The organism is Streptomyces sp. NBC_01260 (assembly GCF_036226405.1).
Classification (GTDB): Bacteria; Actinomycetota; Actinomycetes; order Streptomycetales; family Streptomycetaceae; genus Streptomyces; species Streptomyces laculatispora.
In genome coordinates this window covers 348,937-365,104 of the sequence record NZ_CP108464.1, presented here as the reverse complement: position 1 = coordinate 365,104, position 16,168 = coordinate 348,937, and the positions used below count along the sequence as shown (strand labels likewise).

At 69.9% G+C, this 16,168-nt stretch carries 11 protein-coding genes; 5 read left to right on the top strand and 6 right to left on the bottom strand.

Going from position 1 to position 16,168, the window contains the following annotated elements; all coding sequences use genetic code 11:
- The 3 genes from OG322_RS01630 to OG322_RS01620 form a co-directional block, all read right to left on the bottom strand.
- Positions 1 to 660: a class F sortase gene (locus OG322_RS01630; protein ID WP_123464921.1), complete on the bottom strand. Its 660-nt coding sequence runs from the start codon at positions 658 to 660 to the stop codon at positions 1 to 3.
- Between the two features lie 451 nt (positions 661 to 1,111).
- Entirely contained in the window at positions 1,112 to 1,666 is a 555-nt protein-coding gene (locus tag OG322_RS01625; RefSeq protein WP_329305936.1) for a hypothetical protein, read from the bottom strand.
- A 173-nt stretch (positions 1,667 to 1,839) separates the two neighbouring features.
- Positions 1,840 to 2,607: a bestrophin-like domain gene (locus OG322_RS01620; RefSeq protein WP_123464925.1), complete on the bottom strand. Its 768-nt coding sequence runs from the start codon at positions 2,605 to 2,607 to the stop codon at positions 1,840 to 1,842.
- 1,501 nt (positions 2,608 to 4,108) lie between these two features.
- Here OG322_RS01620 and OG322_RS01615 point away from each other — a divergent pair.
- Together OG322_RS01615 and OG322_RS01610 are read left to right on the top strand one after the other, a co-directional pair.
- Positions 4,109 to 4,927, top strand: coding sequence for an SAM-dependent methyltransferase (locus tag OG322_RS01615; RefSeq protein ID WP_123464929.1), 819 nt, complete (start codon positions 4,109 to 4,111; stop codon positions 4,925 to 4,927).
- On the top strand, positions 4,924 to 7,098 hold the full coding sequence (locus tag OG322_RS01610) for a putative bifunctional diguanylate cyclase/phosphodiesterase (RefSeq protein WP_123464932.1): 2,175 nt from the start codon (positions 4,924 to 4,926) through the stop codon (positions 7,096 to 7,098). Before OG322_RS01615 ends, OG322_RS01610 begins: the two co-directional genes overlap by 4 nt.
- Positions 7,099 to 7,106: 8 nt before the next feature.
- Here OG322_RS01610 and OG322_RS01605 read toward each other — a convergent pair whose 3' ends face one another.
- Positions 7,107 to 8,033: a LysR family transcriptional regulator gene (locus tag OG322_RS01605; RefSeq protein ID WP_123464934.1), complete on the bottom strand. Its 927-nt coding sequence runs from the start codon at positions 8,031 to 8,033 to the stop codon at positions 7,107 to 7,109.
- Between the two features lie 95 nt (positions 8,034 to 8,128).
- On the opposite strand from OG322_RS01605, the gene OG322_RS01600 reads away from it, so the two are divergent.
- The 3 genes from OG322_RS01600 to OG322_RS01590 are packed head-to-tail and all read left to right on the top strand — an operon-like array spanning position 8,129 to position 11,530.
- Positions 8,129 to 8,836 (top strand): succinate dehydrogenase, encoded by a 708-nt coding sequence (locus tag OG322_RS01600; RefSeq protein ID WP_123464936.1) that lies wholly within the window; start codon positions 8,129 to 8,131, stop codon positions 8,834 to 8,836.
- 1 nt (position 8,837) lies between these two features.
- Entirely contained in the window at positions 8,838 to 10,787 is a 1,950-nt protein-coding gene (locus OG322_RS01595; protein WP_329305935.1) for a fumarate reductase/succinate dehydrogenase flavoprotein subunit, read from the top strand.
- Positions 10,784 to 11,530: a succinate dehydrogenase/fumarate reductase iron-sulfur subunit gene (locus OG322_RS01590; protein WP_123464940.1), complete on the top strand. Its 747-nt coding sequence runs from the start codon at positions 10,784 to 10,786 to the stop codon at positions 11,528 to 11,530. The genes OG322_RS01595 and OG322_RS01590 overlap by 4 nt, the downstream gene beginning before the upstream one ends.
- Positions 11,531 to 11,600: 70 nt before the next feature.
- On the opposite strand, the gene OG322_RS01585 is transcribed toward OG322_RS01590, so the two are convergent.
- Together OG322_RS01585 and OG322_RS01580 are read right to left on the bottom strand one after the other, a co-directional pair.
- On the bottom strand, positions 11,601 to 13,367 hold the full coding sequence (locus tag OG322_RS01585) for a glycosyl hydrolase family 18 protein (RefSeq protein ID WP_164494486.1): 1,767 nt from the start codon (positions 13,365 to 13,367) through the stop codon (positions 11,601 to 11,603).
- A gap of 248 nt (positions 13,368 to 13,615) precedes the next feature.
- Positions 13,616 to 16,039: an excinuclease ABC subunit UvrA gene (locus tag OG322_RS01580; RefSeq protein ID WP_329305934.1), complete on the bottom strand. Its 2,424-nt coding sequence runs from the start codon at positions 16,037 to 16,039 to the stop codon at positions 13,616 to 13,618.
- Positions 16,040 to 16,168 lie beyond the last annotated feature (129 nt).

The window sequence follows — 16,168 nt, the reverse complement described above, 5'->3', positions numbered from 1 at the left end:
TCAGCGTGTACCGACCAGCCGGGCGAAGACCACGACGTTGCCGTCGTGGCCGTTGGCCTTCGTGGATCCGCCTCCGCAGGTGATGACCCGCAGTTCCGCCTTGCCGGTGTCGCCGTACACCCGGGCGCCGGGGAAGTCGTTCTTCGCGAACACCTGGACACGGTAGACCTCGAACACGGCGACCCGGTCGTCGCTGCGGGAGATCTCGATTCGATCGCCCTTCTTGAGCGAACCCAGGCTGTGGAAGACGGCCGGGCCCGCCAGGTTGTCCACGTGGCCGACGACGACCGAGGTGCCCAGCTGCCCCGGCGCGATGCCGTTCCGGTACCAGCCCGCGAGATTGGGGTCCTGCGGAGGCGGTGCCTCGATCCAGCCGTCCGGGTCCAGGTTCACATCGACGACCGGTGCGTCGGCCTTGATCGATGGGATGGCGACGCGGGCGACGGGGGCGTACGCCAGCGGCTTCACCATCGGCCCCGACACCGGTGTCGCGGGAGCGTCCTTCTGATGGTCGACCGAGGTGGCGGCGACCGGCTGCGGCGGTCCGGGCGAGAGGTCCGCGCCGTTCCGCATCAGTGCGAGACCGGTGAGCATCACCAGGGCGAGCGCGCCCCAGGGCGAGTGCCTGATCCGTTCGGGGTGCCAGTTGTCCCGGCCCATGGTTCTCCCTTCGTCGCGACGAGGGGAACGCTAGGCGCGGCGCGGCCGGGCGGCGATCAGGGAAGGGCGAACGGGTGGTGCTCAGGTGGGCGGCGGCATATCGGATCAGTGATCAGATTGAAGTTCTGACGCTCTGTGACCTGTGAATCCGTCAATTTCACGGATGCGCACACGGTGCGTCGGATCACCGGGGTGGAGCAGTGCCGAAATGAGGTGGATCAAGGATCTGGTGAGGGTTCGTCATGTGGAGGCGCTCTCGTCGATCCATCCCGGGCAACGGCAACGGCAACGGGAACGGCCGCCAACGCGGCGACGTGTACGTCATGCGCCGCCGGAGGATGAGCGGTGGGGCGGTCTGACCTCGCAGGCATACCCGTCGGCCCGAGAATCACGTCGCCCCGAGTCCTTGGGCAGGACCCGGGGCGACTTTCGTTTCTGCCGGCGCTGCCGGTCAGTGCAAACGGTTCTCCTTGCGCCGCCGCGCCACGAAGACGGTGCTGGTCGCGGCGGCCACCGCCAGCGCGGTGCAGCCCACGATCATCGCGGTGTTCGGGCTGTCGATGCTGCCGCCCAGACCACCCTGCAAGCCGGTCGGGGAGGCCGTCGAACCCGTGGTGCTCGTGGAGCTGGTGGCGGGCGTGCTCGTTGCCGCGCCGGCCGTGAGATTCACCTTGGCCGTGAAGCTCGGCGATGTGTTGCAGGTGAACGTCACCTCGTAGGCGGCGCCGGGCTTGGCATCCCAGTCGACCGTCGCCCTGGCGGTGCCGTCCCTGGGGATGGTGACGGTGTCGAACACCCCGGAGGACGCCGTGGCCGTCGTCGAGCATCCCTTGGCGGCCAGCGTCACCTGGCCGCCCGGCGCGATCACCGACGGCGTGACGGTGTACCGGCTCCCGTTGTTGTAAGGTCCGCCCGGCACTGCGGCATACGCGGTCACGGCCGGGGCGGTCAGGGCGAGTGCTGCGGCGCCGAGCAATGCGACGGGAGCGACACCTATTGCGCGCATCGTGATTCCTCCGGGTCCCCGAGGATCAGTTGTGGAACGGATTTCCACAAAATGTCAGAAATACACCTCGATGCCGTCAACGCTAGAAGTGGTGCATTTCGCCCGCGATCGGGATCCGTCCAATGGGGCACCGTTGTCCCCCGAGCGGCGCACGCCCCGGATTCTGACCGGTCCTAACCGCCCGACGCGCGGGGGAACAGATCGAGGAACGGCGAGGCGGTGGCCGAGAGGCCCCGGCCGAAGGGTGAGTCGAAGTCCCAGATCAGAAAGAGGAGAAAGGCGATCAGGACACTGAAGAGGCCGGCCAGCAGGAGTTCGCGGAAGGTGCGGCGGATCTGCAGCGTGAAGATCAGCCCCACGGTCACCAGCGCGCCGATGATCAGCCCGAACCAGACGACGCCCGGCATGGTGGCTCCGGCGCTCTGCCCGCGCGCGCTGCGGGCGTCGTCGGCCGCGGCGACCTGGTCGACCAGTGGCTGATACGCCTGCCCCTCGTGGTCCGTCTTCGGCTTGTAGTCCGTGACATCCGCGCGCACCCGGTCCAGGAGCTCCGCACCGCGGTCACCGAGTGTGCCGTGGTCGATCATGGTCTGCCACTCGTCGTGCACCACATAGCTGACGTAGGCGTCGACATCGGCACGGATGCGGGTGCGCACCTCGGCCGGGTAGACGGACGAGCGCGCGTCGACCTCGTGGAGCGCCTGGGCCTCCTGGCGTACGTACTCCTGAGCGGCGCCGCGGCCCTCCCAGACACCCGCGATGGCGAGGCCCAGCACGATCGCGTAGACCACGCCGATCATCATCGTCATGTACTCGATGACGTCAGGGGTTTCGGACGGGTCGTCGTCCTCGGGGAGCCGGCGGTTGTTGAGTACGGCGATGGTCAGCACCACGGCGCTGGCCGCGACCATGGCGAAGGTGAGAACAAGCCATTCCGACATGTGGGTCTCCGGAGGTCATCGGGAACGGGGCCGCAGCACGGCGACGGCGAACACCGCGGGGGCTGTGATCATCAAGGTGAGCGTGACCAGGGAGGTATGGCGTTCCAGGGCCTTTCGCACCGGCCTGCGGTAGGCGGGAAGAGCCACCGGCCGGGGCGTGGGGCGCACGGACGGGGAGGGCGAAGGAGAAGGAGAAGGGGACGGGGGAGGAGGCGGCGGAGGGGGAGGGGGCGGAAGAGCCGGCTCGGGTTCGGGCGGCGCGGGCGAGGGTGGTGGGGGAGGGGGCGGCGGAGGCGGAGGTGGTGGCGGTGGCGGCGGAGGAGGGGGCGGAGCAGGGGGCGGCGGCGCGGGTGGTGGGGAGGGCTGGGGCCTCGGCCCCGCGTGACAGCTCCCGTCACCACTGCTGGCGACCGCCGAACCGCCCCCGTCGTCGCCGATCGAGGCGTAGCCACAGTTGTCGGCCACTGCGGGCGCCGGGGCGGTCAACAGCCAGATGAGTGCGACGGCTGCGGTGAGCCGGCCGATGAGTGATCCGTACACGACGGGGAGCATGTTCCGGGCCGCGCGGCGGCACGCCGCACACCTGCCGGATTCCCCTGATGGTGGGGACCTGAAGCACTGGGCGTTTACGGCTGGGGGAAATTCTGCGAACGCATTGAACAAAGCGGACCCCGGCGGACGTCCCCACGGTCATGAGCGGCACGGGCCGCGTCACAACCAGCGTTACAGCCAAGGGAGTTGACATGAACATCTGGCGGGGACGCCTCGCTCGCACGGCTGCGCCGGCCCTGTTGGCGCTGACGGCGGCGCGCGCCCGCCAGGGAGTACGGGCAGCCCTTGGGTGCTGACCGGCAGCAGTGGATCACGCTCAACCGCTTCGGCATGGACGCCGCGAGCCCGCCGAGGCCGAATTGCGAAGGCGACGCACGAAAGCCCGGCCATCGGTGCCCGTCGGCGATGTCACGGTCGCGCCGGGCGCCGACGCCGCACGCGTCGGCAGGATCGCCCGCCCCGTAACGGCAGCCGGCAACTCAAGCCTGGCGGAAGGCCGATGTGCCGGTAAGCCAAGGGCGCCGAGCCCAGCGGCGACCGGGGACAGGGCGTGGGCGGAAGCCGGTTCGCGGCAGTGCCGGGCCGGCAGGAAGGCGGCGGTGAAGGCCGGATGGCCCGTCCGGAGTTGAACCCGCGGCTCCTGCCGGGCTCTCGGTGCGCAAGGCCCGGAACACCAACGGCACGGCGGCCGGGGGGACATGGCGCGCGGTGTCCCTCAATGCCGAGTCGGTTGATACGTCAAAATAGTTCTATCGCGAACCTTCTCCCGCCCTCCCGCCGTCCGAATGTCACACGCAGCGACGAGACGGTTGCAGTTGCCACGGGTGTGACCAATAACGGACCGCTAATTTCCGTTTCGGCTCGCTCTCCTGGCGGCCGATCAGTAGCCTCTGGTCAACACTGACCATGAACATGGCCGGATCGCCGTGGCGACTTGTTGGAGACATCGATGGAGCGTCCCGCCTGGGCACCGCAAGGCATAGACATTTCGGTGCCGAGCGTGTCCCGAATGTATGACTTCTATCTGGGCGGCTCGCACAATTTCGAGGTGGACCGGGAAGCGGCCCGCAAGGCCATGGAGTTCATGCCGGGACTTCCCAAGATCATGCAGGCGAACCGCGCCTTTATGCGCCGGGCGGTGCGCTACGCACTCGGTGAGGGGATCTCCCAGTTCCTGGACATCGGTTCCGGGATACCGACCTTCGGAAATGTCCACGAGGTCGCTCAGGGGATCGACCCGGAGGCCCGGGTGGCGTACGTCGACCACGATCCCGTCGCGGTCGCACACAGCCAGGCCGTACTCGAGGGCAATTCCGGAGCGGTGATCGCCACCGCCGATCTGCGCCGGCCGCAGGAGATCCGGGACAATCCGGAAATCTCCAAACTCCTCGACTTCGACCGGCCGGTGGCACTGCTGCTCGTCGCCGTACTCCATTTCATCGAGGACTCCGACGACCCGCACATGGCTGTCGCGGAACTGCGCGACATTCTGGCCCCCGGCAGCCTCATCATCATCACCCACGCCTCGTACGAGGGCGTCCCGCTGACGCAGGATGAGGCGGGCGGCGCGGTCGGGGTGTACAAGAACATCCGAAACCCGCTGGTCATGCGCGCGCGCGATGAGGTCGGCCGGTTCTTCGACGGGTACGAGATGGTCGAGCCCGGCCTGGTGCCCATGCCCCACTGGCACCCCGACACCCCGGTCGTGCAGGCCAACGAAGACCCATATGCCTTTTCGGGCTTCGCAGGAGTGGGACGCAAGGCGTGAGCATTCCCGCCCAGTCGTCCGGAGCACCGGATGCGGAGCCCGACGGCCCCGAGGACCGGCTCCGGCGATTCGCCACGATCTGGAGCCGGGCCATCTTCCCGTCGACGGCCACCTCCTTGACCCGGCCGGAGTTCGAACAGCATCTGCTCCCGCTGGCCCGCATGCTCAGCGACACCCTGCACGCCCGCCCCTTCGACGCCGCATCGGCGACCGGAGTGGGCGCCGCGCTCGTCGCGGCGCACTGCACGGACCCGGACGCGCTCAGCTCCACGCTCGGCGTCGTCGACTCCTACCTCGTCCTCTACTGCGGAAGCAACGGACCGGTGGCACTGGCGACCGAGGACAGCCGCTCGCGCTGTGCCCGGATCCAGCACGCCGTCGCGGGCGGGTTCTCCCAGGCGCTGCGCGAGCGGACCCTCGCCGAGCAGGAGGCCATCGCCCGTTCGGCGCTCTCCGCGCGCTCCCACGCCGAACAGGCGCTGCACGCGACCGAGGCGCGGTTCCGGGCCGTCTTCAAGGACGCCGCCATCGGCATCGGGATCGCCGACCTCGACGGCAATGTGCTGGAGGTCAACGACACCCTCACCCGGATGTTCGGCGGGCTCGAACACCATGTGCGCAGCCACCGCGTCAACGAGTGGGTCCACCCCGAGGACTCCCCGAAAGTCTGGACGTACTACAACGAGCTGGTGAGCGGAGAGCGCGAGCACTACCGGGTCGAGAAGGCGTTCTACCGCAACGACGGAACTGTCCTGTGGACCAATCTGACGGTGTCGCTGCTGCGCGACTCCGAGGGCCGGCCGGAGTACCAGCTGGCGTTGTTGGAGGACACCACCGAACGCAGGCTGCTCAATCTGCGCCTGCGGTACGAGGCCACGCACGACGCGCTCACCGGCCTGCCGAACCGGACACTGTTTTTCGAGCGTCTCGAGAAAGCGCTCTCGGGCGGTGACGGCAGCCGTTTCGGCCTCTGCTATCTGGATCTGGACGGCTTCAAGGCGATCAACGACAGCCTGGGCCATGCCTCGGGCGACCGGCTGCTCGTCGAGGTCGCGGACCGGCTGCAGAGCTGTGCGACCGCGCCGGGCGAGATGGTGGCGCGGCTGGGCGGCGACGAGTTCGTGGCCCTGACCACCGGGCCCGACACGGCGTCGGAGGTCGACGAGCTCGCCTGCCGGATTCTCGGGGTGCTCGCCACTCCGATCCGGCTGGACGGGCGTGAGCTGACCGTCCGCGGGTCCATCGGGGTCGTCGAGGGCCCGGCCGGTGAACGCAGCGCCGCCGAGGTGCTGCGCAGCGCCGACATCACGATGTACCGGGCCAAGTCCGCCGGCGGCAACCGCTTCGAGCTGGCCGACGCCGAGGCGGACGCCCGTGCCATCACCCGGCACGGCCTGACCACGGCGCTGCCGGCCGCGCTGGAGCGTGGCGAGTTCTTCATCGAGTACCAGCCGCTGGTGCACCTCGGGGACGGCTCGGTGCACGGGGCGGAGGCGCTGGTGCGCTGGTGTCACCCGCAGCACGGAGTGCTGGGTCCCGACCGGTTCATCGCGCTCGCCGAGCACACCGGGCTGATCGTGCCGCTCGGCCGCTGGGTGCTGGAGGAGTCGGTACGGCAGGCCAACTACTGGCAGGAACGGCACACCGACGGGGGCCCGCTGCGGATCAACGTCAACCTTTCGCCCGCCCAGCTGCACCATCCGCGCCTGGTCAGCGAGACCGTCGATGTGCTGGAGCGGTCGGGGCTGGAGCCGGCGGCACTGTGTCTTGAGGTCACCGAGTCGGCGCTCATCGGCGCCGATGACGATCTGCTGAAGCCGCTGCGCCAACTGGCCGACATGGGCGTCGGCATAGCGCTCGACGACTTCGGCACGGGGTACTCGAACCTGGCGAATCTCCGACGGCTGCCGGTGAGCGTGCTGAAGCTGGACCGTTCCTTCACCCAGGGGATGCAGCACCATCCGGCCGATCCGGTGGACCTGAAGATCGTCGAGGGGATCGTGTCGCTCGCGCACAGCCTCGACCTGGCGGTGACGGTGGAGGGCGTGGAGACGGGGGCCCAGGCGGAGCAGCTGCGGGAGCTGGGCTGCGACACGGCCCAGGGCTGGTACTACGCGCGGCCGGGGGCCCCGGACCGGATCCACTCGCTGCTGCTGGCCGACGCGGTGTGAGCCTGTCCTCAGGCGCCGGACGGGCTTGATCTCTCCGCCCGTCCGGCGTCCGCCCGGCTCGCCAGCAGCACTCGCTGCAATTCGCGTGCCGCCCGCGGCGGAGCCACGTCGCTGCGGTGCGCCAGCGCGATGGTGCGACGGAGCCCCGGCTTGGCCAGCGGCGTCGTTCGCAGGTCGTGGCCCGCCCGGGTGGCCACCATGCTCGGCACCACGGCGATGCCGAGACCGGCCCGTACGAAGCCGAGCACCGCGTCCATCTCGCCCCCCTCCACGGTGAACGAGGGTTCGAAGCCCTCGGCCCGGCAGGCGGCCACCGTCAGCTCCCGCAGGTCGTAGCCGTGCCGGAACATCACCAGCGGCTCGCCCTGCAGATCCGCGATCCGCACGCTGCCGCCCCGGCCGGGCCGGGGCCCGGCCGCCGACGAGACCACCACCAGGTCCTCCTGGAGCAGCTCGACCGTGGTCAGGGCCGGGGAGGCCGCGGGAAGCGGAAGCACCACCAGGGCCAGATCCAGGGCGCCGCGCGCCAGCTCCCGTACCAGGTCGTGCGAACCGCCCTCCTCCAGCAGCAGCTGGATGCCGGGGTGCAGATCGTGGAAGGCGCGCAGCACGTCGGGCAGCAGCCCCGTGCAGACGCTGGGCGTCGCACCGAGCCGGACCCGGCCCCGGCGCAGCTGGGCCAGCTCCTGGACCTCGTGCCGGGCGGTGTCCGCATCGGCCAGGATGCGCCGGGCCAGCGGCAGCAGCGCCTCGCCCGCGTCGGTCAGTGCGATGTTCCCGCGGGCGCGGCTGAACAGCTCGGCTCCCAGCTCGGTCTCCAGTGCCCTGATCTGCTGCGAGAGGGAGGGCTGTGACACATGTACGTTCTCCGCGGCGCGGGTGAAGTGCCGGGCCTCGGCGACGGCCACGAAATACATGAGCTGCTGGAACTGCATACACTCACCGTAGCTCGTCCGATAGTCGATGCCTATGGATATCAGCCGCTCCATGTCTTGGACTGATCGGGGCCTTCGGCTCTAGCGTCGTGTCCATGGCATTGGCAACACGGACGGACCGACGGCCGTCCATGACGCGTACGCTCTGGGACTCGTCCGTCGGCAAGAAGACGATCATGGCCGTGAGCGGCCTGATCATGCTCCTCTACCTGGTCGTCCACATGGTCGGCAACCTGAAGATCTTCTTCGGGCCGGGCGAGTTCAACGGCTACGCGCACTGGCTGCGCGTGATGGGCGAGCCGTTCCTGCACCACGAGTGGGCGCTGTGGATCGTCCGGCTGGTGCTCGTCGCCGCCGTGGCGCTGCACGCCGTCTCCGCGTACCAGCTCAGCCGCCGCGACCTCAGGGCACGGCCCAGCAAGTACGTGCACAGGAAGCCGCGCGCCAGTTATGCCACCAACACCATGCGCTACGGCGGCATCATCCTCGCGCTGTTCATCGTCTGGCACATCCTGGACCTGACGACCGGCACCGTGCACTCCGGTGGCTTCCAGTCCGGACACCCGTACCAGAACGTCATCGACACCTTCTCGACCTGGTACGGCAACGTCATCTACATCGTCGCCATGCTCGCCATGGGGCTGCACGTCCAGCACGGGTTCTGGAGCGCGGCGCAGACCCTCGGCGCCGGCCGCGCGACCCGCGAGCGTGCCCTGAAGACCATCGCCAATGTGCTCGCGGCTGTGCTGACGGTGGGCTTCATCTCCGTACCCGTCGCCGTCATGACCGGAGTGGTGAGCTGACATGAACGACTACACGCACTACGTGACCGGCGAGCCCCTCGCCGACACCCGTGCTCCCGGGGGGCCCGTCGCCGAACGCTGGGACACCCGCCGCTTCGAGGCCAAACTGGTCAACCCGGCCAACCGTCGCAAACACACCGTCATCGTCGTCGGCACCGGCCTGGCCGGCGGCTCGGCCGGCGCCACGCTGGCCGAACAGGGCTACCACGTCGTCCAGTTCTGCTTCCAGGACTCGCCCCGCCGGGCCCACTCGGTCGCCGCCCAGGGCGGCATCAACGCGGCGAAGAACTACCGCAACGACGGGGACTCGGTCCACCGGCTCTTCTACGACACCGTCAAGGGCGGCGACTTCCGCGCCCGCGAGTCCAACGTGCACCGGCTCGCCCAGATCTCCGTGGAGATCATCGACCAGTGCGTGGCCCAGGGCGTCCCCTTCGCCCGCGAGTACGGCGGCCTCCTCGACAACCGCTCCTTCGGCGGCGTCCAGGTCTCCCGGACCTTCTACGCCCGCGGTCAGACGGGGCAGCAGCTGCTCCTGGGCGCCTACCAGGCGCTGTCCCGGCAGATCGCCGCGGGCAACGTCGAACTGCACCCCCGTACCGAGATGCTCGACCTGGTCATCGTCGACGGAAAGGCCCGCGGCATCGTCGCCCGCGACCTGGTCACGGGGCGGATCGACACCTACTTCGCCGACGCGGTCGTGCTGGCCAGCGGCGGCTACGGCAACGTCTTCTACCTGTCGACCAACGCCATGAACTCCAACGCCACCGCCATCTGGCGCGCCCACCGGCGCGGCGCGTACTTCGCCAACCCCTGCTTCACCCAGATCCACCCCACCTGCATCCCGCGCACCGGCGAGCACCAGTCCAAGCTGACGCTGATGAGCGAGTCGCTGCGCAACGACGGCCGCATCTGGGTGCCGAAGGCCCAGGGGGACACCCGCCCCGCGAACGAGATCCCCGAGGACGAGCGCGACTACTACCTGGAACGCATCTATCCCGCGTTCGGAAACCTGGTGCCCCGCGACATCGCCTCCCGCGCCGCGAAGAACGTCTGCGACGAGGGCCGCGGTGTCGGTCCCGGCGGGCAGGGCGTCTACCTCGACTTCGCCGAGGCCATCCAGCGGATGGGCCGCGCGAAGGTCGAGGAGAAGTACGGCAACCTCTTCGACATGTACGCGCAGATCACCGCGGAGAACCCGTACGAGACACCGATGCGGATCTACCCCGCTGTGCACTACACGATGGGCGGACTCTGGGTCGACTACGACCTCCAGACCACGATCCCCGGCCTGTTCGCGATCGGCGAGGCCAACTTCTCCGACCACGGGGCCAACCGGCTCGGCGCCTCCGCGCTGATGCAGGGACTCGCCGACGGCTACTTCGTCCTGCCGTCGACGATCAACGACTACCTGGCCCGCAACCCGCACCACGAGGCGGTCGACGCCTCGCACCCCGAGGTGCAGGAGGCCGTCGCCGAGACCGAGGACCGGCTGAATCTGCTGCTGGCCGTCGACGGCGACCGGACTCCCGACTCCTTCCACCGGGAGATCGGCGAACTCATGTGGGAGTACTGCGGCATGGCCCGCACCGAGGAGGGGCTGCGCAAGGCGCTCGACCGGCTCCCGCAGATCCGTGAGGAGTTCTGGCGCCGCATCAAGGTCCCCGGCACCGGAGAGGAGTTCAACCAGTCGCTGGAGAAGGCCAACCGCATCGTCGACTACCTGGAGCTCGCCGAGCTGATGTGTCTCGACGCCCTGCACCGGGCGGAGTCCTGCGGGGGCCACTTCCGCGAGGAGTCGCAGACCCCGGACGGCGAGGCCGCCCGGCGCGACGAGGAGTTCTCCTACGCCGCGGCCTGGGAGTTCAGCGCCACCGGCGACGCTCCCGTCCTGCACAAGGAAGACCTCGTCTTCGAGTACGTCCACCCCACTCAGCGGAGCTACGCATGAAGCTCACCCTGCGCGTCTGGCGCCAGAAGAACGCCGACGCCCCCGGCGCCATGTCCACCTACCGGGTGGAGGGCATCTCGCAGGACATGTCGTTCCTGGAGATGCTCGACACCCTCAACGAGGAGCTCATCCTCGCCGGCGACGACCCCGTCGCCTTCGACCACGACTGCCGCGAGGGCATCTGCGGTGCGTGCAGCCTGGTCATCAACGGCGACGCCCACGGCCCGGAGCGCACCACCACGTGCCAGCTCCACATGCGGTCCTTCGAGGACGGCGACACCATCGACATCGAGCCCTGGCGGGCCTCGGCCTTCCCGGTCGTCAAGGACCTGGTCGTGGACCGCTCCGCCTTCGACCGGATCATCCAGGCCGGCGGCTACATCTCCGCCCCGACCGGCACGGCGCCGGACGCGCACGCCACCCCCGTGCCCAAGCCCGATGCCGACTTCGCGTTCGAGCACGCTGAGTGCATCGGCTGCGGTGCCTGCGTGGCGGCCTGCCCCAACGGCTCGGCGATGCTGTTCACCTCGGCGAAGGTCAACCACCTGAACGTCCTGCCGCAGGGCGCCCCCGAGCGCGAGACCAGAGTCCTGGACATGGTCGGGCAGATGGACAGTGAGGGCTTCGGCGGCTGCACCCTCACGGGGGAGTGCGCCACGGCCTGCCCGAAGGGCATCCCGCTGCCGTCGATCTCCGCGATGAACAAGGAGTGGCTGCGGGCGACCCGCAAGGTCCACCGCTGAGCCGGCCGGAGAGTCCCGGGACCCGGAGGCCGCCCGCCTCCGGGTCCCGGGACTCAGCTGTACCGGCGGGTCAGGACGTTACGGAGAGATCGTCACCGTAGACCGTGCCCTGTCCGTACCAGCCGTGCAGATAGACCGTCACCGCACCGCTGGACCCGGTGGTGAAGGCCACCGACTGCTTGGCGTAACCGCTGGACGAGCCCCAGGTGTTCGCCGAGGCACCGCCCCGGACACCGAGGTAGCCGTAGCTGCCCTGCACCCAACCGCTGAGCGTGTACTTGGTGTTGGGGGACAGGGTGAGCGTCTGCGTGCACTCGCCCGTCTGCGACGCGGTGGCCGCGGCGGCAAGCGCGTGCGTGCCGCCGTGCACCGGGGTGGAGACGACCGAGCCACCGGGCTCACAGGTCCAGGGGCCGAGCGAGCCCGTCTCGAAGTCGCCGTTCACCAGCGATCCGGTGCCGCCCCCGGGACCGGAGACGGTCAGCGTGAAGGTCGCCGCGTGGCTGAGCGTGCCCGCCGCACCGGTCACATTGACCTTGTACGTGCCGGGCGCCGCCGACGCCGAGGCGGTGACCTTCAGCGCCGACGTCCCGCCCGCGGTGACCGACGTCGGGCTGAGCGTGGCCGTCACACCGGCCGGCGCCCCGCTCGTCGTCAGCGCGATGGTCTTGGCGCTGCCGGAGGTGACCGCGGTGCTCACGGTCGCCGTGGCCGACCCGCCGGGGGCGACCGTCGCCGAACCGGGTGCCACGGCCACCGAGTAGTCGTCCGTCACCGGGCCGGTGCCGCCGGTGGTGAAGGGCGCGAAGGTGTGGCTGAAGTACCAGGTGTCCTGCGCGATCCCGGAGCAGGTGTCGCTGCCCCCGGTGCCGGGGCAGCCGCCGTTGTCGCGCTGCAGAGCCCAGAACGACAGGGTGCTGACGCCCTTGGAGACGGCCCAGTTGTAGACGGCGGTGGCGTCGGCCGTGGTGAAGGTCTCGGCCGGGCCGTAGTCGTCGATGCCCGGCATCTCGATGATGCCGGTCATGCCCCACAGCTGCGCGTCGGTCTTCGACGGGTAGAGCTTGGCCAGCTGGCCCTTCAGGCCGGTGATGGCCGTCTGGGTGTCCTGGGCCATGTTGTGCGAGGCGCCGTCGTAGTAGTCGAACGTCATGAGGTTCACGACGTCGACCTGGGCCCCGTTGGCCACCGCGCTCTTCAGCACGGCGAGCCCGCTGGCGGCCAGCCCGCTGGTCGTGGTGGGCAGGGTGTACGAGATCTGCACCGAGCGGCCGTTGGCGGCGGCCCAGTCCTGGACCTTCTTGATCGCCTGGTTCCGGCGGTCGATCCCGGCCTTGTTGGTGAGCGAGTTGTCCTCGATGTCCATGTCGAGGCGGGACACATCGTAGGTCGTGATGACCTTCTCGTACGCGGCGGCGATGGAGTCGACGCTCGTACAGCTGTCGGCGATCTCGGTGCCGCCGTTGTCGGCCGCGTACCCGCCGAACGACGGAATCACATCGCCGCCGCGCGACCGGATGGTCGTGAAGTCGGCGCCGAACTCGGACTGGGCGATCGGGGTGCTCGAATCGCCGTTCCAGTACGGGGTGCAGGAACCCTTGGCCTCGGTCTGGACGAAGGCCATGGTCAGGTACTTGGCACCGGACGCCTGCGAGAGAGCGGCCGGGCTGTCTCCGTTGTACGCCTCGAAGTACGGGGCGAAGACATGTGCGGGCAGGGGAGTGGCGGCGGTCGCGGCGGCCTGTGCGCCGACGCCTGATCCGAGGACCAGGCCTGCGGACGCGATGGTTGTGGCCAGAGCGCTCAGGACGGCGGCGACTGTTCTTGGACGTCTCATGGGGTAGCTCCCAGCGGAGTGAGACAACGGGCGGATCGCACGGCTCTGCCACGCCCGTCGAGGGCGTGGTCCGTTCCTGTGATTCCCGGCCGGGGGTCACGTACCGCACGGCGAGGAGCGGCCGTGAGGCATGCCCATAATTGGTCTGGACCAGGTAACTGTCAACGTTCTTTACTGTTTCATTTCCCTTCGCTTGCCCGAACCGGCAACCGCCAGGGCAAATAGGGGAGTTGGGTAGAAAAGAACGGTCAGCCGAGGTGGAGCGAGGCCCGGAGGTACGCCGCCGTCCGGCTGCCCTCCGCCCGAGCCACCTCCGCCGGCGGTCCCGTCGCCACGATCCGGCCGCCCAGGTCGCCGCCGCCCGGCCCGAGGTCGATCACCCAGTCGGCGCCCGCGACCACGGCCATGTCGTGCTCGACGACCACCACGCTGCTGCCCGCGTCGACCAGCCCTTGAAACTGCCGCATCAGCACTTCGACATCGGCCGGATGCAGTCCCGTCGTCGGCTCGTCGAGCAGATAGAGGGTGTGCCCCCGGCGGGCGCGCTGGAGCTCCGCGGCCAGCTTGATCCGCTGTGCCTCACCGCCGGACAGCTCCGTCGCCGGCTGCCCGAGCCGCAGATAGCCGAGCCCGACGTCGAGCAGGGTCCGCAGACTGCGTTCGGCGGTGGCCGTGCCGGCGAAAAAGCCGGCCGCCGACTCCACGGTGAGATCCAGCACCTGGGCGATGTTCAGCCCGTTCAGGGTGACTTCGAGTGTCTCCGGGTTGTACCGCGCGCCGTGGCAGTCCGGGCAGGGCGCGTACGTACTGGGCAGGAAGAGCAGCTCCACGGAGACGAACCCCTCACCCTGGCAGGTCTCGCACCGGCCGCCCGCCACGTTGAAGGAGAACCGCCCGGCCCGGTAGCCGCGCTCAACTGCCGTACCGGTAGCGGCGAACAGCTTGCGCACGACGTCGAAGAGCCCGGTGTACGTGGCCAGGTTGGAACGCGGAGTGCGGCCGATGGGCTTCTGGTCGACCTGCACGAGGCGGTCCACCGCCTCCAGCCCCTCGGCCCGGGCGCACCCGGCCGCGGGCCGCTCCTGCGGCTGCTCCGCCTCGGCCGGGGCCCGCCGGTCGGCCAGGGCGTCCGCCAGGACCTGCCCCACCAGCGTCGACTTGCCCGAGCCCGAGACCCCCGTGACGGCGGTGAACACCCCGAGCGGGAAGGCGGCGTCCACGCCTCGCACGTTGTGCCGCTCCACACCGTGCAGCCGCAGCCACCCGGAGGGTGTGCGCACCTCGCGCACCGGAACGGGCGCGTCGTCGAAGAGGAAGCGCCGCGTCGCCGACTCCTCGACCTCGGCGAGCCCGGCCGGCGGACCGCTGTGCAGCACCCGCCCGCCGTGCTCACCGGCCAGCGGCCCCACATCGACCAGCCAGTCGGCCTGCCGCACCACATCCATCTGGTGCTCCACGACGAAGACCGTGTTCCCGGCCTCCTTCAGCCGGCCGAGCACCGCGAGCAGCGACTCGGTGTCCGCCGGGTGCAGACCGGCGGACGGCTCGTCCAGGACGTAGACGACGCCGAACAGCCCCGAACGCAACTGCGTTGCCAGCCGCAGCCGTTGCAGCTCGCCGGAGGAGAGCGTCGGAGCCGTGCGGTCCAGGCTGAGGTAGCCGAGACCCAGTTCGGTGACCGGCTCGATCCGGGCCAGCAGATCGGCCGTCAGCACCCGGGCGGTGTCGTCGCCGCCGGCCGCCGCCAGCACCTCGGCGAGCCCGGTCAGCGGGAGTCCCGCCAGTTCCGCGATCGTACGGCCGGCGAAGGTGACGGCCATCGCCTCCGGCCGCAGCCGACCGCCGTCGCAGACCGGGCACGGCTCACTGGTCAAAAAGCGCTCGGCCTTCGCCCGCAGGGCGCGGCTCCTGGAGTCGGCGAACGTGTGCATCACATAGCGACGCGCACTCATGTACGTACCCTGGTAAGGCCGTTGGATCCGGCCCGCATCGCGCACGGGATGGACGGTCACCACCGGCTGCTCGTCGGTGAACAGGATCCACTCCCGGTCGGCCCGGTCGAGCTCACGCCACGGCCGGTCGACGTCGTGGCCCAGGGCGTCCAGCACATCCCGCAGGTTCTTGCCCTGCCACGCCCCCGGCCAGGCGGCGATCGCGCCGTCCCGGATCGACAGCGAGGGATCGGGGACCAGCAACTCCTCGGTGGTGCGGTGGACCCGGCCGAGCCCGTGGCACCGCGGACAGGCGCCCGCGGCGGTGTTCGGCGAGAACGCGTCGGAGTCCAGGCGCTCGGCGCCCTCCGGATACGTCCCGGCCCGGGAGAACAGCATCCGCAGGGAGTTGGACAGCGTGGTCACCGTCCCCACGGACGACCGGGCGCCCGGCGCCGACCTGCGCTGCTCCAGCGAGACGGCCGGCGGCAGCCCGGTGATCTCACCCACCGCGGGTGCGCCGACCTGATGGATCAGCCGCCGGGCGTACGGGGCGACGGACTCGAAATAGCGGCGCTGGGCCTCCGCGTAGATCGTCCCGAAGGCCAGCGAGGACTTTCCGGAGCCGGAGACACCGGTGAAGACGGTGAGGGTGTCGCGCGGGATGTCGACCCGGACGTCCCTGAGGTTGTGCTCGCGGGCGCCGCGGACCCTGACGTACGGATCGTGGGGGGTGGGCATGGGGCGGGGACTCCATACGGTTCGGGGCGGGCCGGCCGGGACAAACAGTTCGATTCTAGGCGGCGGTGAGCCGACGGGGCGCTCCGAGGCCGATCGGCTCAGCGGTCCGTGCCGAGCCGGGGCGCCGAA